Annotated in this window: 11 protein-coding genes; 5 read left to right on the top strand and 6 right to left on the bottom strand. The window is 71.1% G+C overall.

Going from position 1 to position 20,603, the window contains the following annotated elements:
* Window positions 1-15: 15 nt before the first annotated feature.
* The 5 genes from LXT21_RS07495 to LXT21_RS07475 form a co-directional block, all read right to left on the bottom strand.
* Window positions 16-3,144, bottom strand: coding sequence for an efflux RND transporter permease subunit (locus tag LXT21_RS07495; protein ID WP_254037394.1), 3,129 nt, complete (start codon window positions 3,142-3,144; stop codon window positions 16-18).
* A complete protein-coding gene (locus LXT21_RS07490; RefSeq protein WP_254037393.1) occupies window positions 3,134-4,318 on the bottom strand; it encodes an efflux RND transporter periplasmic adaptor subunit in 1,185 nt (394 codons plus the stop codon). The genes LXT21_RS07495 and LXT21_RS07490 overlap by 11 nt, the downstream gene beginning before the upstream one ends.
* Window positions 4,315-5,541, bottom strand: a complete 1,227-nt coding sequence (locus LXT21_RS07485; protein WP_254037392.1) for a TolC family protein — start codon at window positions 5,539-5,541, stop codon at window positions 4,315-4,317. The genes LXT21_RS07490 and LXT21_RS07485 overlap by 4 nt, the downstream gene beginning before the upstream one ends.
* 113 nt (window positions 5,542-5,654) lie before the next feature.
* Complete coding sequence (locus LXT21_RS07480; RefSeq protein ID WP_254037391.1) at window positions 5,655-5,993, bottom strand: hypothetical protein; 339 nt, start codon at window positions 5,991-5,993, stop codon at window positions 5,655-5,657.
* Between the two features lie 235 nt (window positions 5,994-6,228).
* A complete protein-coding gene (locus LXT21_RS07475; protein WP_254037390.1) occupies window positions 6,229-7,194 on the bottom strand; it encodes a PLP-dependent cysteine synthase family protein in 966 nt (321 codons plus the stop codon).
* A gap of 169 nt (window positions 7,195-7,363) precedes the next feature.
* Between LXT21_RS07475 and LXT21_RS07470 the strand changes: the two genes are divergently transcribed.
* From LXT21_RS07470 to LXT21_RS07460, 3 genes are all read left to right on the top strand, one after another.
* Entirely contained in the window at window positions 7,364-8,830 is a 1,467-nt protein-coding gene (locus LXT21_RS07470; protein ID WP_254037389.1) for a sensor histidine kinase, read from the top strand.
* A gap of 66 nt (window positions 8,831-8,896) precedes the next feature.
* Window positions 8,897-9,493, top strand: coding sequence for a DUF2378 family protein (locus tag LXT21_RS07465; RefSeq protein ID WP_254037388.1), 597 nt, complete (start codon window positions 8,897-8,899; stop codon window positions 9,491-9,493).
* 596 nt (window positions 9,494-10,089) lie between these two features.
* Window positions 10,090-11,340 carry a hypothetical protein gene (locus LXT21_RS07460; RefSeq protein WP_254037387.1) on the top strand — a complete coding sequence of 417 codons (1,251 nt, stop codon included), beginning with the start codon at window positions 10,090-10,092 and terminating at the stop codon, window positions 11,338-11,340.
* Window positions 11,341-11,351: 11 nt separating this feature from the next.
* Here LXT21_RS07460 and LXT21_RS07455 read toward each other — a convergent pair whose 3' ends face one another.
* Complete coding sequence (locus tag LXT21_RS07455) at window positions 11,352-13,232, bottom strand: trypsin-like serine peptidase (RefSeq protein ID WP_254037386.1); 1,881 nt, start codon at window positions 13,230-13,232, stop codon at window positions 11,352-11,354.
* A 349-nt stretch (window positions 13,233-13,581) separates the two neighbouring features.
* Between LXT21_RS07455 and LXT21_RS07450 the strand changes: the two genes are divergently transcribed.
* Window positions 13,582-17,925, top strand: a complete 4,344-nt coding sequence (locus LXT21_RS07450) for a DEAD/DEAH box helicase (RefSeq protein WP_254037385.1) — start codon at window positions 13,582-13,584, stop codon at window positions 17,923-17,925.
* 69 nt (window positions 17,926-17,994) lie between these two features.
* Entirely contained in the window at window positions 17,995-20,577 is a 2,583-nt protein-coding gene (locus LXT21_RS07445) for a S8 family peptidase (RefSeq protein ID WP_254037384.1), read from the top strand.
* Window positions 20,578-20,603 lie beyond the last annotated feature (26 nt).

The raw sequence follows: 20,603 nt of genomic DNA, 5'->3' as shown, positions 1-20,603 counted from the left end.
CACTTCTCGTGTTCTTCAGGACACAGTGGGGCTGCGCGCGGCCACACCTCGACGACGCACCTTCTCTCTGACGCCGTGCACCCACACGTAAAAAGTCGGCAACACCAACAAGGTGAACAACGTCGAGGTCACGAGCCCGCCCACCATGACGATGGCGAGTGGGCGCTCAATCTCAGTTCCGTGGAGAGGCAAAACCAACAGTGGCAGCAGACCGAGGATGGCGGTGGCGGCTGTCATCAATTTGGGACGCACGCGCCCGAGGCTCGCCTCTCGCACCGCGTCATCGAATGACCTGCCGCGTGAGAGCAGGTCCTTGGTTTGTGAGACGAGCACCAGGCCGTTCTGCACGGCGATGCCGAACAGGCCGATGAGGCCCACGAGGCTGGAGACGTTCCACGTCTCGCCCGCGATGAGCAGCGCGAGGATGCCGCCGACGAAGGCGTCGGGCAGCGTGGCGAGGATGACCAGCGCCTCGGCGACCGAGTCGAGCGCGAGGTACAGCAGCACGAACACCGCGAGGATGGCCACGGCGATGGCCATGGCCAATGACTGCGCGGCGCGCTGCTGGCTCTCCACGCGTCCGCCCACGTCGACGAAGTAACCGGTCGGCAGCTTCAGCTCCGCGGCCAGTCGCTCGCGCACCTCGGCCGCGGTGCTGCCCAGATCGCGCCCGGACACGCTCGCCTCCACCGCGAGCCTGCGGCTGCCCGCCTCGCGGCGCACGCTGCCCGCGCCGAAGGTCTCCTCGATGGTGGCCAACTGGCTCAAGGGGATGCGCGTCCCGTCGTGCCCGTCCACCAGGAGGTTTCGCAGCGCCTGCAAGTCACCGCGTCGGTGGTCCGCCAGTCGGAGCACCAAATCGTGTCGTCGCTGGCCCTTCCACACCTGCGAGGACTCCTCGCCCACCATGCCCACGCGCACCGCGCGGATGACGTCTCCGGGCGTCAGGCCCACGCGCGCCACGGCGGCGCGATTCACGGTGATGCGAAGCTGGGGCAGGCCGCTGAGCTTCTCCACGCGCAGGTCCTCCACGCCGTCCACCTTCGCGAGGATGGCGCGCGTGCGCTCACCCAGCGCCGCGAGCGTCTCCAGCTCCGGCCCGAAGACGCGCACCGACAGGTCCGCGGGGCTGCCGCCCAGGCCCTCGTCGATGCGCATGCCCAGCGGCGTGGTGAACAGGGTGGTGACGCCGGGCACCCGGTTCACGGCGACGCGCAGGTCCTCCTCCAGCTTCTCCAGGCCCCTGCCTCGCTCCTTCTTGAGCACGACGAGCACGTCCGACACCGTGTGCGGCATCGGGTCCTCGGTGCGCTCGGCGCGGCCGGTGCGGCGCACCACGTCCTCCACCTCCGGGAAGCCGAGCAGCACGTCCTCCACCAGGTGGTTGAGCCGGTCCACCTCCTCCAGGGAGGCCTCCGGGGGGAGCACCGTCTGGAGCAGGAACGCGCCCTCGTCCAGGCGGGGCATGAAGTCGCTGCCCACCGCGAACGCGAGCCCCAGCGCGGGCACGGTGATGGCCAGCGCCACCAGTCGCACCAGCCCCGCGCGCCGCATGCACGCGTCGAGCAGCGGCGAGTACACCGCCTTGATTCTGCGGATGAGCCACACGTCCTCGGGCGTGCCCTCGCGCGGACGCTTGAGCAGGAGCGACGAGGCCACCGGCACCAGCGTGAGCGCCAGCGCCAGCGACGCGGCGAGGCACGCCACTACGGCGGCGGCGAGCGGCTGGTACATCCGCCCCTCGATGCCTGTCATCGCGAACAGCGGGATGAAGACGGACACGACGATGAGCGTGGCGAAGGCGATGGGGCGCCCCACCTCCATCGACGCGGACAGCGCCTCCTCGCGCACGGACCGCTGTCCCTGTCCCTCGCGCAGGTCATGGATGATGTTCTCGGTGACGATGATGGCCGTGTCCACCAGCAGGCCCACGGCGATGGCCAGCCCGCCCAGCGTCATGGTGTTGATGCCGATGCCCGCGACCTTCAGCAGGATGCCCGCGAGCGCCAGCGACAGGGGCAGGGTGAGCGTGACGATGAGCGCGGCGCGCCAGTCCCCCAGCAGCACGAAGAGCACCAGCACCACCAGCAGCGCGCCCAGCAGGATGGCCCGGCTGACACCGCCCAGCGCCGAGTCCACCAGCTCCGACTGGTCATAGACGACGCGCAGCTGCACGCCCGGAGGCATGGACTGCTTCAGCTCCTCGAGCGCCACGCGCACGCCCTTCGCCACGGCCTGCGTGTCCGCGCCGAACTGCTTGATGACGCGGCAGCTGACCACCTCGCCCTTGAGCCGGTGGGCGATGCCTCGGCGCACCGCGGGGCCCTCGCGCACGTCGGCCACGTCCGCGAGCAGCACGGGCGTGCCGTCGCGCAGCGCCACCACCGTGGTGTTCAGGTCCTCCACCGTCTGGGCGCGACCCACCGCGCGCACCGTCCACTCCATGGGCCCCTGCACCACGAAGCCTCCGGAGGCGTTGAGGTTGGCGCCCTCCAGCGCGTGCTCCACCTCGGTCAGGCTGACGCCTCGGGCCACCATCTGGTCGGGGTCCAGCAGCACCTGGAACTGGCGCAGGTAGCCGCCCAGTCGCTCCACGCCCGCGACGCCCGGCACGGCGAGCAGGCGGTTCTTCACCTCGAACTCGGCCAGGTCCCGCAGCGCCATCAGGTCCGCGGAGCCGGGCTCGGCCTCGAGGGTGAACTCGAACACCTCGTTGAGTCGGCCCGTGAGGCTGGAGACCAGCGGCGCGTCGGTGCCGGTGGGCAGCTCGCCCTGGGCCTGGGCCACGCGCTCGGCGACGTACTGGCGGCTGCGGAAGTAGTCCGCGTCCGGCTCGAACTCCACCGTCACCTGCGTGACGCCCAGCTGCGAGGTGGAGCGGATGCGGCGCACGTCGGGCAGGCCCGCGAGCGCCACCTCCATCGGGATGGCCACCGCCGTCTCCAGCTCCTCCGCGCCCATGGCGGCGTTCTGGACGATGACGTTGAAGATGGGCGCGGACAGGTCCGGGAACACGTCGCGACGCAGGCCATGGAGCGACACGGCGCCGAACGCGGACAGCGCCAGGGCCAGCATCACCGTGAGCCCGGGCCGCGCGAACGACGCGCGCAGCACGCGGCCCACCCAGGAGGTGTCAGTGGCCATGATGGTCCGCTCCTCCCGCGGACTTCTCCACCTCGGCCTTGAGCAGGAACGCGCCGTCCACCACCACCTGCTCGCCGACCTTCAGGCCGGAGAGCACCTCCACGTGGTCTCCCAGCGTGCGGCCTCGGCCCACCTGACGCCGCTCGAACGAGCCGCGCTCGCCGGTGGGCAGGAAGACCACCCAGCCGTTCTCCAGTCGCTGGAGCGCGGCCGCGGGCACGGCGGTGATGGTGCCGTCGGGGCCGCCCAGCGGAATCGACGCGGTGGCGGACATGCCGGGCTTGAAGAGGCCCTCGGCGTTGTCGAGCACCAGCCGCACGGGGATGGTGCGACTGGCCGCGTCCACGCGCTGGCCCACGTGGCCCACGCGGGCGAGGACCTCCTTGCCCGGGAAGGCGGCGAAGGTGATGCGCGCCTCGGTGTCCGGGCGCATGCGCACGGCGTCGCGCTCGAACGCATGGACGATGAGCCACAGCGAGCCCAGGTCGCCGATGCGGAAGAGCGTGTGCTCGGCGTCCGCCATCTGTCCCATGCGCGCGTCGCGCTCGATGACGGTGCCCTGGATGGGCGAGCGCAGGATGAAGCCGGCCACGCCCGCGGTGTCCTCGCTGGCGCCCAACGCCGTCAGCTCCGCGCGGGCCGCGGCGACCTCCGCCTCGGCGCCGGCTGCTTCCACCTCGGCGGCCTGCACGTCCTTCTGCGCGACGATGCGCTCGGCGGCGAGCGCGCGCTTGCGCTCGGCAGCCTGTCGGGTGGCGGTGGCCCGGGCCTTGGCGGACTGGAGCGCGGCGCGCGCCTTGCCCAGCTCGGGGCTGCGCAGCTCCGCCAGCTTCTCGCCCTCCTTCACGTGCTGGCCCGTGGTGACGAACACCGCGCCCACGCGCGCGGAGATGGGCGAGGCCACCTCCGCGTAGGCGTCCTCGCTGAAGGTCAGCTCGCCCAGCGCGTTGACGCTGTCTCCGCCGGGCCGCGCCGCCGCGGGGGCGGTGGTGACGCGCAGGTCGCGGAGCATCTCCGGCGCGATGTGGACGTGGGACTCGTCATGTCCCTCGTCGTGGCCCCCCGCGGGTTGGGCGCCCTCCTCGTGGTCGTGCTCGTCCGCGTGCTCGGGCTTGGACTGCTTGCAGGCCGCGAGCGCGAGGGCCAGGGACGCGATGAACGCGAGGCGCTTCATGGAAGGACTCCCATCTCGACGGCGAGCTGCACCCGGGCGAGCGCCGCCTGCAGGTGGCTGTCGAGCAGCGCCACGCGCGTCTCGAGCGTTTCACGGCGGACGAGGAGCAACCCCGCGAGGTCCATCTCCCCGGCTTCGTAGGAGCGGCGGGCCAGCGACTCGTTCTCGTCGAGCAGCGGCAGCGCATCCGTCTCCAGCACGGCCAGCGCCTGCTGACGCGAGGCATCGCGCACACGCGCGGCCTCCACCTGCACGTCGCGCGCGCGGCGAGCGGACTCCAGCGCGGTGCGCAGCCTGCGCACGCGCGCATCGCCCGTGACCTTCGCCTCCTGCCCTCGGGAGAACACGGGCAGGGGGACGCTGAGGGTTCCGACGAGCGCCTTCTCGTCGACCTCCTTCTCGTAGCGCACGCCCACGCTCACGTCGGGCCAGCCCTCGGCGCGGCCCAGCCGCAGGTCCGCCTCCGCCTGCGTGAGCTCGGACTCCAGGGCCACCACGTCCGGACGCTCCTGTGTCTCCGAGGGCGCCGCCACGGGCAGCGAGGCCAGCTCCCGCAGCTCGCCGCGCACCGTGAGCGGGTCCTGGAGCGGCAGGCCCAACAGGGCGCGCAGCTCGTTGAGCAGGGCCTGTTCTTCTCCCTGGGCCGTCACCACGCCAGCGCGGGCGCGGGCCAGCGCCACCTTCGCCACGTTGACGTCGACGACGGGCACGTCCCCCGCGTCGAAGCGCTTGCCGGTGGAGTCGGACAGGTTCCTCGCGGCCTCCTCCGTCTGCTGCATCAGCCGCGACAGCTCCCGTGCATACAGGGCGCGCAGGAAGACCGCGCCCACTTCACCGAGCACGCGTCGCTCGGCGTCCTTCTGCTCGGCGTCCTGTCGCTGGAGTCCCGCGCGCGCGGAGTCCCGACGCGCGCCCTGCTTGCCGCCGAGCTCGATGGGCTGCGAGACGCCGAGGGACAACTGCGTCCCACGAAGGTCGTCGTGCGTGCGCGGCCCCAGCTCGAAGCTGACGGTGGGGTTCTCGCGGAGCCACGGCGATGCGCCGGCGACGGGTCCCTGTGCCTCGGCCACGCGGCCCGCCGCATCCAGCAACGCGGGCGCGCGTCGTCGAGCGAGGGCGAGGGCGTCCTGGAAGGACAGCTCGGAAGGTGAGGCGGTGCTGGCGAAGGGCCAGACCAGGGCGGCGACGAGCCCGAGGGCCGTCATCGCGGAGGGGTTGAGCACGGGAGGAGACCTCACGAGAGGGAGGCGCGCGTCAGGCCGACGGTGCCACGGGCCCACCGTGGACACACGTCACCTCGGCACTGCTCGCGCGCGGAAGTCGGACCACCACCACGTCAGGCGAGGTCGGCTCTGGGGACGTGCAGGATGTCGTCGAGGTCGGCGGAGGCGGGGGCGTCCTCGTCCACCAGCACCGGGCGCGCTCGAGGTGCGATCCACAGCAGGGAGGGCGACGCGACGGGGGCGGCGCTCACCGCGCGCACATGGCCGCAGCAGGTGCAGTCCGCGCAGTCCGGAGCACACTGGCCGCTGGCATCATCGTCCGGGCAGCGCTGCGTGCACACGGTGTCCGTCGCGTTGGAGAAGGCCATCCACAGGCCTCCCTCCGTCGGGGCGAACAGCAACAGGCTGAGGCACAGCCAGATGCGCGGCAGCACGAGGTCGGCTTCTAGCATGCACCCCGACTGAGCGCACGTGGATGACCACCGCGCGTGAAGTACCTGTCGGAAGTCGAGGCGCGCCAGCTCGGAGCCAGGGCGGGGTGACGCGGCGGGCCGTGAAGCGTCTGTCCCCGTGCGGACGCTCGGCGTGCCCCGTGAGGCGAGGCACCGGAATGCACGCGCGACGCCTCCGGTGTCCGACCGGGCGCCGCTCGGGTGTCCGCTCCGAGCGGCTCCCTCCCGCGTCAGCTCACGCCACGCCGCGCGCGGCCGCCGGACGCTGCTGAATCAGCTCCGTGGAGAAGTAGCGCTCCATGCGGTCGGGGAACACGGTGACGACCTGCGCGCCCGGTCCCAGCCTGCGCGCCGCCTCCACCGCGGCCACGTAGTTGAGCCCCGACGACGGCCCCACCGGGAAGCCCCGGCGGATGAGCGCGCGCGCGGTGCACATCGCCTGCTCGTCCGACACGTCCAGCTCCACCCGCCCCGGCATGTCCGCGTCGCGGTACAGCTTGGACATGCCATCCACCACGCCGGGCACGCGCGGGCTGAAGCTGCAACACTCGATGTCACACCCCAGGCCCGCGATGGGCCTCGCGATGAACGCCGTCACCGGACAGCCCGCTTCCGCGAACGCCTGATACAGGCCCACCACCGTGCCGCCGGTGCCCACGCCGCTCACCACGCCGTGCACCAGCCCGCCCGGAATCTGCGAGAGCACCTCCTGCCCCGTCCACACCCGGTGCGCCTCCGCGTTGTCCGGGTTCTCGAACTGGCGCGGCGCGAAGGCCTTGCGCTCACGCGCGATCTCCTCCGCCTTCTGGATGGCCCCACGCACCCCCAACTCCCGGGGCACCAGCACCACGTCACCGCCGTAGGCGCGGATGGTGAGCACGCGCTCGTCGGTGACACCCTCCGGCATCACCGCCGTGAAGCGCACGCCCATCTGCGCGCTGGCCAGCGCCAGGGCGATGCTCGTCGAGCCGCTGGACGCCTCCACCACCTCGCCGCCCGGGCTCAGCTCGCCCAGGCGCCAGGCCTTCTCCAACATGTACCGCGCGATGCGGTCCTTCGTGGACCCACTGGGGTTGAGGAACTCCAACTTGCACCAGATGGTGGGCCCCTCGGCGTCCAGTCGGACGGGGACGAGTGGCGTCGGAGCGATGGCCTGGAGGAAGCGGCCATCCGCGGGCAGCGGGCGACAAGGAGGACGCATGGGCCATCCCTATCGCGAAACCGCCCGTCCCGGCAGGGTCCTGGCGCGACCCCATGCGCTTCACGCCCATCCGTTCGTCCGCCCGTCCTGTAAGGAAGCACCCGGGGTCGGAGATGGATGTGGCGCGACCCAGGGCTCACGACTACGAAGCACTTCAGCTCCGTACATCATGAGTCCTCCTTCTCCGGTCATTCTGAACGTCAATGATGATGTCGCCAGCCGCTACGTGACGAGCCGCGTCCTGGGGCTCGCCGGCTACCAGGTGGTGGAGGCCGGCTCGGGCCGCGAGGCCCTGTCCCTGGCGGACGAGCGCACCGACCTGGTCATCCTGGACGTCCGCCTGCCCGACATCAGCGGGCTGGAGGTCTGCCGCCAGCTGAAGTCGTCTCCGCGCACGCACGACACGCTGGTGCTGCACCTCTCCGCGCAGGCCGTGGGTCCTGGAGACCGGGCGCTGGGCCTGGAGCACGGCGCGGACGGCTACCTGGTGGCCCCGGTGGACCCCGAGGAGCTGGTGGCCCAGGTGCACGCGCTGCTCAGGCTGCGCCGCGCCGAGCGCAAGGTGCACGCGCTGTCCGAGGAGGTCGAGCACCAGCGCAGGCTGCTCGCCATGGCCATGGCCTCCGCGGCGGACCCGATGGCCCTCTATGACGCCACCGGCCGGCTGCTCTTCGCCAACCACGTGGCCCACGCCGCACGGGACCCGAAGGGCGTGGTCACCCCGGGCATCTCGCTCGCGGAGCAGGAGGCGAAGGACCCGGCGCTGGCTCCCTTCATCCGGATGATGGGCGTGACGCTGTCCACCGGCCAGGTCCAGCGCGGCGCCGTCGTCCTGGAGACGGCCCGGGGGCCCCGCCACTACGACTTCACGTTGTCGCCCACGCTGGGCACGGACGGCCGGGTGGCGGCGGTGATGGCCACCGCGCGCGACGTCACCGAGGAGCGCAGCGCGGAGGAGTTCCGCGAGCAGTTCATCGGCATGCTCGGCCATGACCTGCGCAACCCCCTCAACGCCCTGTCCATGTCCGCGCAGCAGCTCAAGCGCAAGGGCAACCTGGACGAGCGCCAGGCGGCCCTCACCGAGCGCATCCTCACCAGCGCCGAGCGCATGGACCGGATGATTCGTCAGCTACTGGACTTCGCGCGCGCGAGGCTGGGCGGCGGGGTGCCGGTGGTGGCGTCCGACTGCGACGTGTTCGACGTGGCGCGGCGCACGCTCGAGGAGATGCGCGCCAGCCACCCCGGCCGGATGCTCGTCCTGGAGGTGGTGGGGGACGGGCGGGGCTCGTGGGACCTGGACCGGCTGGAGCAGGCCTTCAGCAACCTGCTGGCGAACGCGCTCAAGTACAGCCCCGGGGACAGCCCCGTGCGGATGTGGGGCGAGGCGGACGGGCAGGGCGTGGTGCTCCGGGTGCACAACGGCGGGCCGCCCATCCCCCCGGATGAGCTGCCCCATGTCTTCGCCGCATGGCGTCGAGGCTCCCGCGCGGTGCAGCACGAGTCGAAGGCCGCGTCGGGCCTGGGGCTGGGGCTCTACATCACCCGGCAGATCCTGCTCGCCCACGGTGGCGAGGTGACGGTGGAGTCCAGTTCCGGAAACGGGACGACCTTCACGATGCGGCTGCCGCGCGGATGATGACCAGTTGACGATTGGAATGCGGAATGGCTCGCCGTTGCGGGGGGCCATTGCCACCTTTCCGTCATGTCGCCCGGGAAGCTCATCTTCGCGCAGTCCGTGGAAGCCCTCTTCGTGCGGGCCCTGGGGCCCTACCTGTCGAAGGAGGGACGCCAGCGCCTGAAGGGCGTGGGCCTGGATTTGTCGGAGCCGCTGCGGCCGGCCTACTCCCTGGAGCAGTGGCACGGCTTCCTGCGCGTGGCGGTCCAGGACGTCTTCCCGACGCTGCCTCCCAACGAGGCGTGGCTGATGCTGGGCGCGCGCTACCTGCAGGGCTTCCGGCAGACGTCGGTGGGGCGGGCCAGCCTGTCGCTCGTCACCCGGCTGGGACCGATGCGCACGCTGGAGCGCGTCCCCTTCAACGTGAAGGCGGGCAACAACTTCAACGAGGTCCGCGTCGAGGAGTCCACCGAGGGCGCGGCCACGCTGTGGATGAAGGACGTGGTGGCGGACAACCCGTACTTCTCCGCGGGCTTCCTCGCCGAGTCGCTGCGCGTCGCGGGCGCCGGCAACGTGGTGGTGGAGCCGCTCGCCTTCGACGGCACCGCCGCCACGTACCGCATCACCTGGGGCCGCGCGGCCGCCGCCCCCGTGGGCGAGTCCATCCCCGCTCCGGGCGTCTGAGTCTCGTCGAAGCCTCACCCGCTCGACGCCGCGAATCCCTGTCGCGGTGTCGCGGGCCCGTGTGTCTTTGAATGGCGTTGCCTCGGGTCCGCCCGCGAGCGCTTCGGCGTGCGGGCCGGAATCGTGCGCGCCTACCACCGGGGAGGGAGTGACTTCCCTTTCTTCGCGCGTAATCCTGGCTCCATCAGTGGGGGCGAGGATTCATGCGTGGAGGGGTGAGTCAGCGACGCTCGGGGCACATGTGCTGCCGTGGCCATCTGGATGCTACTCGGGGGGTGATGCCTCCGCCCGGGGCCGATGCCTATCTGATGGGTAGCATCATGCAAAACAAGATTTGTCCTGAATCGGTTTGCGTCAAGTGAGTCAGGGTCGTGCCGGATGACGCGCACGGGGGGAAGCACATGGTGAAGTTGAATGCTCGACTGCGGCGGTGGGTGATGATTCTGGGGGCCGCGGTCACGCTGGGGGCGGGGACGGCGTATGCGCAAATCATCCGGGAGGGCGCTTGTTGTGTTCCCTGTTCGTGCAATCCGGATGGAAGCACCGGGAAGTGCTGCGCGCCCTGCTAAGGACCTGCGTTCCACGTGAGTCCGGACATGTCCAATGCGATGCGGATGGCGATGCGCCTGGGGCAAGGCTCCCTGGTCCTGGGGGTGTTCGGGGCGGTGGCGTGGGTGTCCTGGTTCGCCACGTCGTCCTTGCTGACATCGCAAACCTCCGCCGCCAATGCGTGTGTCGCGCCCGGGGCGGAGGCGCCGGAGGTGGAGGCCTCGCTGCTCGCGGCGAGCACGGAGGCGTTCCAGGTCTCGCGGGGCGTGGCGGCCGCGCGCATCGAGGGGGGCGTGGGGGGCTCGGGGGGGCTCGCGCACGTCTTCCAGGGGCAGGTGCTGGCCCGTCCGGGGATGAGCCTGTTGTCGGGCGCGGTCCGGGAGACGCGGCGGGTGGGGCGGGCGCAGAGCACGTCTGCTCAGGAGGCGCCGGAGCCGGAGCCGGAGTCGACGCGCGAGGAGCTGCGCGTGCGTCCGGCGATGCAGCTCGACTGTTCCTTCGACAAGGGGAGCTTCCGCTGCGGCGAGTGCGCGACGGATGGTGACTGCCCTTCGGGGCAGGGCTGTGTCATCAACTATGACAAGCGGCGGTTCGAGTGTTCCGACAGCGAGTGCGAGGACGACTCGCATTGTTTCCCCGGGGATGTCTGCCGGGTGGCGGCGGGGGAGTTACCGGGGCCGGTGGTCCGTCGGTGTCTGAAGGCGGGCGTGCGTCAGGCGGGGGAGACCTGCAGCCGGTTGCCGACGACGGCGGACGAGGCCTGCGTGGAGGGGTTGTTGTGCATCAACCACCACTGCGGACCGCCGTGTGAGCCGGGGAAGGAGGGGGCGTGTCCGGAGGGGGAGACGTGTGAGCAGAGCTCGATGGGGGCCGCGTGCCTGCCGGACTGTCGCAAGTCCGGGTGCATCGAGGGGCGCGCGTGCGCGGCGCTCAACGGGGGCTCGTTCCAGTGTCTGGAGTTGGTGGTGGATGAGTGCTCGGACGAGCAGCCGTGTGGGGGCGGGAAGAACTGCGTGGTGAGGGGCGGGCGTGGCGGGCGCGCGGGTCGGTTCTGCTCGGCGGCGTGTGCGTCCTGGCGGCCGGAGAGCTGTGGCAAAGAGAGCGTGTGCGGCGTGGGTGGGCCCACGGGGAGCACGTGCTACACGCAGTGCAATCCGGACGTGGTGGATTCGTGCCCGGAGCGGTGGATCTGCTCCACGGTGACGGAGGATTTGCAGTCGTGGGGCTGCATGCCGGACTTCCTGAGCGGCGCGAGCACGCCGCCGCCGCGTCGCAGTGACGAGCCGCCTCCGTTCTGACGCAGGAGCGGTTACTGGGGCTGGCTGCTGTCTCCGATGGGGGCGACCATCGGGAAGGTGTCCTGGATGGTGCCGGGCTTGATGCGCTGGATGGCGAACTCCGGCAGCGAGCCGAGCAGGTCCGCCATGGCGAGGGCGAGGGCGAACTTGCCCTGGTTCTCCTTCCACTCCCCGGCGAAGTGCAGGCCCACGACGACCTTGTCGTTGCGCAGGTCGACGAGCGGCGCGCCGGCGACGCCGACGGTGGTGCTGACGTCACTGCGCAGGGCGCGCACCACGGAGGGGTGGGGCTCCTGGCTCGGCGTGAGTGACACCACGCGGCCGGGCATCAACCGGCGGACGTCGTAGGTGTCGCCCAGCAACGGGCGCAGGAAGTTCTTGGGCAGGTTGCTGCCCTCCGAGGGATAGCCGATGACGTAGACGTACTGGTCCACGTGGGACTTCACCGACTCGGGGTTCCACTCGAGGGTGACGGGCGGGTGGCGCTGCGTGTCGTGCGCTTCGAGCTCGAGCAGGGCGATGGTGCGCGGCGCGGTGGACGAGGTGTCGTGTCTGGCGAAGATGACCTGGGTGACCCGGTGGGACTGTTTCGGGTTGCCGCCATCGTCGTCGAAGGTGAACTGCCACTTCTCTCCCGTGAGCGGCTGGGGCTCGTGGTGGTCGAGCATCAGGGGCGGGACATGGTCCCCGACGGTCATGATGACCCGTGGCGCCACGGCGAACGCCGTCAGGTAGGTGGTCTTCCCGTCGGGCTTGGTGATGAAGAGCGAGCCGGTCGCGCGGCTGACGGGGAAGCCGGAGTCCTGGCCTGACTTCAGGTGCTGCTGCCAGTTCTCCGGGAGCGGGTCGGAGACACGGTCGCCCTGCATGCGCAGCGCGGGGCGCACCTGGGCCAGGACCTCGTTCTTGTCAGGCGTCGTGGCGCGGGCGGAGAGCGCCACGCCGGCCTTCTCCGGCTCGGTGGGCTTGCGCGCCATCATGACGTACTGCAGCCGGTCGTTCTGCGCCTGGATGATGTCCTCTTGGGTCTTCTGCTCCGCGGGCAGCAGGTCCAGCAGGTCCGCGCGCAGCAGGTAGACCTCCGCGAGCCGCGTGGAGCCGGCGACCTGTCGGTCGAGGAACGCCCGGAGCTTCTTCACGCTCTCGAGGTTCTCGGCGCTCAGTCCCAGCAGCGTGGCGCTCCGGTCGCGCAGGTCCAGGTACTGACTCCAGGCCTCGGCCCAGGCGCAGAACTCGGGGCGAGGCACCTTGGACAGCGCCTTGTCGCCGCCCGCGAGCTGGGCCCAGATGAGACCGCACGCGACATGGAACGCGGCCTTGTCCACGTCGGGCTGGCCGGCGATGTCCAGGACCTGTCCGTCGATGTGGCTGCCCTCGGAGCGCAGCGGCCCGCGCGTCCAGCTCGCCAGGGCGCGGATGCCGTTGGGATGTTTCTCCACGACGCCGGTGAGCTCGTTGGGCGTGCTCACCCGGTCTCGCAGCCAGGTGAGCAGCTCCTTGATGTTGACGCCCTGGACGGTGAGCTCGACGGAGGAGAGGTCGTTCGCCGAGGAGAGCAGGGCGTCCAGGTTGCCGTTCCAGAACGTGGAGTCGGGCAGGGGCGCGATGGTCCCCGTCGGAGTCTCCGACTGATTCGCGCTCTCGCGCCGCTGGTGCTCCACATGGAGCAGGTGCTTGAACGACTGGTGGTGGTAGGCGATCTGTCGCGCGAAGGCCTTGGCCTCCGTGGCCTTGGCCTCGCCCGTCTCGAAGAAGTCGAAGCGGCCGATGTACAGGCGCTTGTCGACCCAGACCCGCTGCATCTCGGACACGAACAGGGTGACGAGGCCCAGACAGACCACCGTCAGCACCGCGGTGTAGAGCAGCTTCGCCACGACATCCGAAATCGCCATGCCTGAAACCTCTGTCGACCGCGCGGCCTGGCGGCTGAAACCCATCCCGAGGAGCTTGAAATGCTAGCGAAGGCGAGGAATCGCTGACAAGGCGGCGCTCCGGGCGAACAGGGCTCCTGTGTCTGTCTTTCCTCGGGGGCTCGCGCCGGATGGGAGTCATTGGGTTGTGAGTTCAAGACAGGATGTGTCAGGTCGTCCTGGGCATGGGTCCTGACACGTCGGCGTGGGGGCTCGTCCGCCTGGTTGGGGACTACCCGGGCGGAGGGTGTGGGCGTGGGTCCTCCCACGCGGTGCGCGCGTTGACGCCCGCCTGTACCTGTGTTCAGGCTCCCACCTGGAGAGGTATGCAATGGCCCCCCAAATCAGCCTCGACTTCGCCGCCGAGTGCGCGGCGCATCCGGCCCTGGCGAGCTTCCACCCCGTGGTGCGCCGTTGGTTCGCCGAGCGACTGGGCGAGCCCACGCGCCCTCAAATCGAGGGCTGGCCCCTCATCCAGGCCGGGCACGACGTGCTCATCGCCGCGCCCACCGGCTCCGGCAAGACGCTCACCGCGTTCCTCGCCGCGCTCGACTCGCTGTTCCGGCTCGCGCTGGAGGGCGGCCTGGAGGACCGCACCCAGGTGCTCTACGTCTCGCCGCTCAAGGCCCTGGGCAACGACGTGCAGAAGAACCTCCTCCAGCCCCTGGAGGAGCTGCTCTCGCGCGCCCGTGGCGAAGGCTACACACCCACGGAGCTGCGCGTGCAGGTGCGCAGCGGTGACACGCCCGCGTCCGAGCGCGCGCAGATGGTGCGCCGCCCTCCGCACATCCTCATCACCACGCCGGAGTCCCTCTACCTCTACCTCACCGCCGAGCGCGCCCGCGCCACGCTCAAGGGCGTGCGCACCGTCATCGTCGACGAAATCCACGCGCTCGCCCGCGACAAGCGCGGCAGCCACTTCACGCTGTCCATGGAGCGGCTCAAGGCCCTCACCGAGGTGCGTCCGCAGCTCATCGGCCTGTCCGCCACCCAGAAGCCGCTGGACGCCATCGCCGGCTTCCTCACCGGCTCGAGCCACCGTCAGTGCCGCAAGGTCGAGGTGGGCCACCTGCGCCCATGGGATTTGACGCTCGAGATTCCCGACGCGGAGCTGTCCTCGCTGGCGAGCCACGAGATGTGGGGTCAGGTCTATGACCGGCTCATCGCGCTGACGGCCTCGCACCGCACGACGCTCATCTTCGTCAACACGCGCAAGATGGCCGAGCGCGTGGCGCATGATTTGGGCGAGCGACTGGGCGAAGGGCTCGTCGCGGCCCACCACGGCAGCATGTCGCGCGAAATCCGGCTGGCCGCCGAGGAGAAGCTCAAGGACGGCCGCCTGCGGGTGATGGTGGCCACCGCGTCGCTGGAGCTCGGTATCGACGTGGGCAACGTGGACCTCGTCGTGCAACTGGGCACCACGAAGGCCATCTCCGTGCTGCTCCAGCGCGTGGGCCGCGCGGGCCACCACAAAGCCGCCATCTCCAAGGGCATCCTGTTCGCGATGACCCGCGACGAGCTGGTGGAGTGCGCCGCGCTCCTCAACGCCGTGCGCGAGGGTGACCTGGACCGGGTCATCATGCCGGAGAAGCCGCTCGACGTGCTGGCCCAGCAGGTGGTGGCCGCGTGCGCGTGCGAGGAGTGGGACGAGCGCGCCCTCTTCAGTCTCTTCCAGCGCGCGTATCCGTACCGCGACCTCACCTGGGAGGAGTACCAGGGGGTGCTCGAGGTGCTGTCGGAGGGCATCAGCGACCGACGCGGCCGCGCGGGCATCCACCTGCACCGCGACCGGGTGAACCAGCGCCTCAAGGGCCGTAGGGGCGTGCGCATCACCGCGCTCACCAACGGCGGCGCCATCCCGGACACCTTCACCTTCAGCGTCACCGCGCAGCCCGAGGGCAAGGTGGTGGGTACGCTGGACGAGGACTTCGCGGTGGAGTCCTCGCCCGGAGACGTGTTCCTGCTGGGCAGCACCGCGTGGCGCATCCAGCGGGTGATGGGCAGCACGGTGATGGTGGAGGACGCCCGGGGCGCCGCGCCCAACGTGCCCTTCTGGCGCGGCGAGGCGCCGGGGCGCACCGACGAGCTGTCGCTCCAGGTGGGCAGGCTGCGCGAGGCGCTGCTCGCGCGCGAGGACGCGCAGAGCTTCCTGGAGAAGGAGCTGCGCATGTCCCCGCCCGCGGTGGACGCGCTGCTCGGCTACCTGCGGCTGGGGCGCAAGATGCTGGACGCGCTGCCCAGCCACAACCTCATCGTCGCCGAGCGCTTCTTCGACGAAGCGGGCGGCATGCAGCTCATCATCCACGCGCCCTTCGGCAGCCGCATCAACCGGGCCTGGGGATTGGCGTTGCGCAAGCGCTTCTGCCGCTCGTTCGACTTCGAGCTCCAGGCGGCGGCGACCGAGGACGGCATCCTCCTGTCGCTGGGCGAGCAGCACTCCTTCCCGCTGTCGGACATCTTCGACTTCCTCCACCCCGAGCACGTGGAGGAGGTGCTGGTGCAGGCGGTGCTCCAGTCGCCGCTGTTCGGCACTCGCTTCCGCTGGGTGGCCACGCGGGCGCTCGCGCTCCACCGGATGATGGGCGGCAAGCGCGTGGCGCCCAACCTCCAGCGCGCGCGAAGCGAGGACCTGCTGGCCGCCGTGTTCCCCGCGCAGGTGGGCTGCCAGGACAACCACGGCGGCGCGGACGTCGAGCTGCCGGACCACCCGCTGGTGAAGCAGACGATGGACGACTGTCTGCACGAGGCCATGGACGTGGAGGGGCTGCGCGAGGTGCTCCGGCGCATGCGCGACGGCCGCATCCGCCTGGAGGCCCGCGACGTGCCGGAGCCGAGCGTCTTCGCGCACGCGATGATTCACAGCCAGCCCTACACCTTCCTGGACGACGCCCCGGCGGAGGAGCGCCGCGTGCGCAACGTGGCCCTGCGCCGCGCCATGCCCGCCGAGGACGCGGCGGCCTTCGGCGCGCTGGACGCCACGGCCATCGCCACGGTGGTGGAGGACGCCGCGCCGCCGATACGCGACGAGGACGAACTGCACGACCTGCTCCTCCAGTGGGTGCTGGTGCGAGACACGGAGGTGCCTCGGGGGCTCGCCGAGCCGCTCTTCCAGCAGGGGCGCGTGGCGTGGCTGACGCTCCCTGGCGGACGCTTCCTGGTCGCGGCGGAGCGCGGCAGCGCGGTGCGCGTGCTGTTCCCGGACGCGGTGACCCAGCCGCCGCTCCCGGTGCTGGAGCACGACCGTCCGGTGGAGCGCGAGGCCGCGGTGCTCCAGGTGGTGCGCGGGCGCATGGAGAACGTGGGCCCCGTCACGGTGGCGGAGCTGTCGCGCCTGTGCGTGCTCAGCGAGGACGAGGTCAACGCGGCGATGCATCAGCTGGAGATGCAGGGCACCGTGCTGCGAGGCCGCTTCCGTCCGTTGGAGCAGCCGCTGGCGCCGGGCGAGACGCCGCCCCTGGAGTGGTGTGACCGGCGTCTGCTCCAGCGCATCCATCGGATGACGGTGGGCCGGCTGCGCCGCGAAATCGAGCCGTTGAGCGCGCGCGACTTCATGCGCTTCCTCTTCCGGTGGCACCACCTGGAGGACGTGGACTCGCTGCGCGGCTCCACGGGCCTGCTCAAGGCGGTGCGCCTGCTCCAGGGCTACGAGGCGCCGGCCTCCGCGTGGGAGCGCTTCTTGTTGCCCGCGCGCATGCGCGGCTACACGCCCGACCTGATGGAGCGCGCGTGCTACGGCGGCGAGGTGGCCTGGGGCCGGCTGACGATGAAGGAGCCCAAGCCCGTGGCCGGGCCCCGTCGTGGCGCACCCGTGACGCCGGAGTCGGAGCCCGCCCCCACGCGCTCCAGGGCCTCGCCCACGCGCAACGCGCCGCTCACCTTCGCCCTGCGCGAAGATCTGGAGTGGATGCTCGTCGCGGCCCGGCCGCACGCGGTGCTCGCGGACGGAGACGTGTGGACGCCGCCGGACCTCAGCGTCGCCGCGAAGGACGTGGTGTCGGTGCTGGAGCGCCGGGGCGCGTGCTTCTTCCAGGACCTGGTGTCGCGCGCCCGCCGGCTGCCAGCGGAGATCGAGGACGCGCTGTGGGAGCTCGTGGCGCGCGGTCTGGTGACGGCGGACGCGGTGCAGAACCTGCGCGTGCTCCAGAGCCCCGCGCACCGCAAGCGTCAGAAGCTGCTCCAGCGCGGAGGTCCGGGACGCTGGAGCCTGCTGGCGCCCGCGGAGCCGAAGACGTCGGACGAGGTGATGGACTCGCTGGCCCGCCTGTTCCTCCAGCGCTACGGCATCGTGTGGCGGGACCTGGTGATGCGCGAGGCGCTGGCGCCCACGTGGCGCGAGCTGCTCTTCGTGTACCGGCGCATGGAGGCGCGGGGCGAGGTGCGGGGCGGACGCTTCGTGGCGGGCTTCGTCGGTGAACAGTTCGCGCTGCCGGAGGCGGTGGACTCGGCGCGCGCGGTGCGCCGTCAGCCTCCGTCCGGCGTGCGAATCCAGATTTCGGGAGTGGACCCCCTGAACCTGACGGGTGTGGTGACGCCCGGGCCGCGAGTGCCCGCGCTGCCGGGGAATGTCGTGACGTACATCGACGGTGTCCCCGGAGATGTGAACACCCTGGCGGATGAGGCTGAAGCGAACGTTCGGGAGGGCACGGACGACGACGAGGTGGCGCAGGCGAGCTGAGAAAGCACGTCCGCGCCAGGTCGCGATGTTAGGTTGCCCCTCGGTTCCGTGGTGAGGGGGTCATCCTGAATGTGTCGTCCATGGCTCGTGGGGTTGTGGCTGCTGCTGTCCGTCAGTGCGTGTGACGAGAGCAAGGGGGGCGGAGGTGCCGACGGTGGAACGGACCCCAACAAGGGCACCGTCACGGGGACGTTGACGCCCTTCCGCAGCAACGAGCAGTCCACGGAAGGCGGCGTCTCGCGCGAGCTGAAGCTGCCCTTCGGCAAGTCGGTGGCGAACCGGCTGGCGGAGCAGATTCGGAGCGCCAGGGCCCAGTCCTCGCGCCGCGCCGCGCTGGAGCAGACGGACCCGGGGCTGCCCATCATCCCCGCGCCGCTGGGGCCGCCGCCGCTCTCCCGCGTGCCGGACGAGGACCCGACCATCCCCGGTGACGTCGTCGTGCGCTTCGAGGAGGCGTCCGTCCCGGCCGAGCGCGTGCTCGCCACCGCGAAGCTCCCCGGCTACCGCGCGGTGCACAAGGGCCACGCCAGCGAGCACCTGCACCTGGTGGGCTTCGAGGCGGAGGATGGCCACGCGGTGACGGCGGACGAGACGCGGGAGCTGGTGTCGAGGCTCGCGGCGCTGCCCGGGGTGCGCTTCACGGACCGCAACCTGCGGATGCACAAGCTCGCGGTGCCGAACGACAAGGGCTACAGCCTCCAGTGGCACTACGCCGCGCTCAACCTGCCGGCGGCGTGGGACGTCGAGTCGGACGCCACCGGCGTGGTGGTGGCGGTCATCGACACCGGCATCGTCATGCACCCCGACCTCGACGGCCACGTGGTGCCCGGCTACGACATGATTTCGGACGCGACCAACGCGGGGGACAACAACGGCCGCGACGCGAATCCCCTGGACGAGGGCGGTGACCTGCCGTCAGGCGGCTCGTCGTGGCATGGCTCGCACGTGGCGGGCACGGTGGCCGCGATGACGAACAACGGCTTCGGCGTGGCGGGCGTGGCCTGGAACGCGCGCATCCTCCCGGTGCGCGTGCTGGGCCGGGAGGGTGGCAACAGCTTCGACATCGCGGCGGCCATCACCTGGGCGACGGGGGGCTCGGTGCCCGGCGTCTCCCAGTCGCCCGCGGTGGCCGCGAAGGTGGTGAACATGAGCCTGGGTGGCACCGCGCCGCCGCAGAAGCTCTACCAGGACGCCATCGACGCCGCCGTCGCGCGGGGCGCCACCATCGTCGTGGCCGCGGGCAACGAGAACATGCCCGCGTCCGACAGCACGCCCTGCAACCAGCAGCAGGTCATCTGCGTGGGCGCCACCGGCCTGTCCGGCCGTCGCAGCAGCTACTCCAACTACGGCTCGGGCGTGGACGTGGTGGCCGCGGGCGGAGAGATGGTCGAGGACCTCAACGGTGACGGCTACGCGGACGGCGTGCTCTCCACCGTCCTGGATGACGCCCGTCAGCCCGCGTACACCTTCTCGCAGGGCACCAGCATGGCGTCGCCGCACGTGGCGGGCATCGTGGCGCTGATGCACGCGCACTCGGGCGGGACGCTCACGCCCGTGCAGGCGGAGAGCATCCTGAGGGCCACCGCCACGCCCGTCACCGGCGCGCAGTGTCCCGGGGGCTGCGGCGCGGGCCTGGTCAACGCGCAGGCGGCGCTCCAGCGTGTCGCCAATACGAACCCGGACAATGAGCCGCCGAAGCTGAGCGTGTCCACCTCCACGCTGTTCTTCCAGGGGACGGAGACGCAGCACCTCACCCTGAGCAACATCGGCGGACGTCAGGGGGGCGAGCTGGTGGTGACGGCCTCCGTCGACGGCGCGGCCCGCGCGACGGTGTCGTTCCCCGGAGGCACTACGAAGACGGTGCCGGCGTTCGGCTCGACGTCGTTCGACGTGGCGGTGAACACCTCGGGGCTGGCGGATGGGGACTACCTGGCCACGCTGAACCTGGCGGGCTCGGGCGCGGCGGGCGCGGCCTCGGTGGCGTTGAAAATCTCGGTGGGGGCCGCCGCGGGCCGCGACGCCATCATCGCGTTCCTCTGGCAGGACGACCTCACCGGCGAGTGGGATACGAACCGCGACTCGCTCATCACCGTCTCCGCCGCGCGGGGCTATGCGTACTCCATCTCGCTGGTGCCTCGGACGTACTACACGCTGGCGACCATCGACGAGGACGACGACGGCAACCTCTTCGAGGACGGTGAGCTCACCGGCTTCTGGCGCAACGTCGATTCGCTGGAGTCCATCGACGTGACGGCCCGCTCGACGACGCGCAACATCGACTTCGCGCTGCTCCCGCTCGCGCCCATCGACGATGACCCGTCGCTCCAGGTGGGCGCGCCGTGCTCGTTCGACGCGGAGTGCGGCGAGGGCCTGTGCAACACGAACTTCCCCGGCGGCTACTGCACGCTCCAGTGCAACGCGCAGGCCTGTCCCGCGGGGTCGAAGTGCTACCTCGTGAACTCGTTGACGGGCCTGAAGAGCTGCCTGGACAACTGCTCGAGGGAGATTGGCACGGGGCAGGGGGACTGCCGCTCGCAGTACCGCTGCTACAACGACGGCACCGGCATCGGCGCGTGTCAGCCGAGCTGCCTCGGGACGGGCCTCAGCTGCGCGCCCCCGGCCACCTGCCGCTCCGACGGCTTCTGCCGCTGACGTCATGAGGCGGCGGAGGAGCGGCG

Origin of the sequence: Myxococcus guangdongensis (assembly GCF_024198255.1) — a bacterium.
Classification (GTDB): domain Bacteria; phylum Myxococcota; class Myxococcia; order Myxococcales; family Myxococcaceae; genus Myxococcus; species Myxococcus guangdongensis.
Note: the sequence above shows the minus strand (reverse complement) of the source record. Positions and strands in the feature narration are given on the sequence as shown.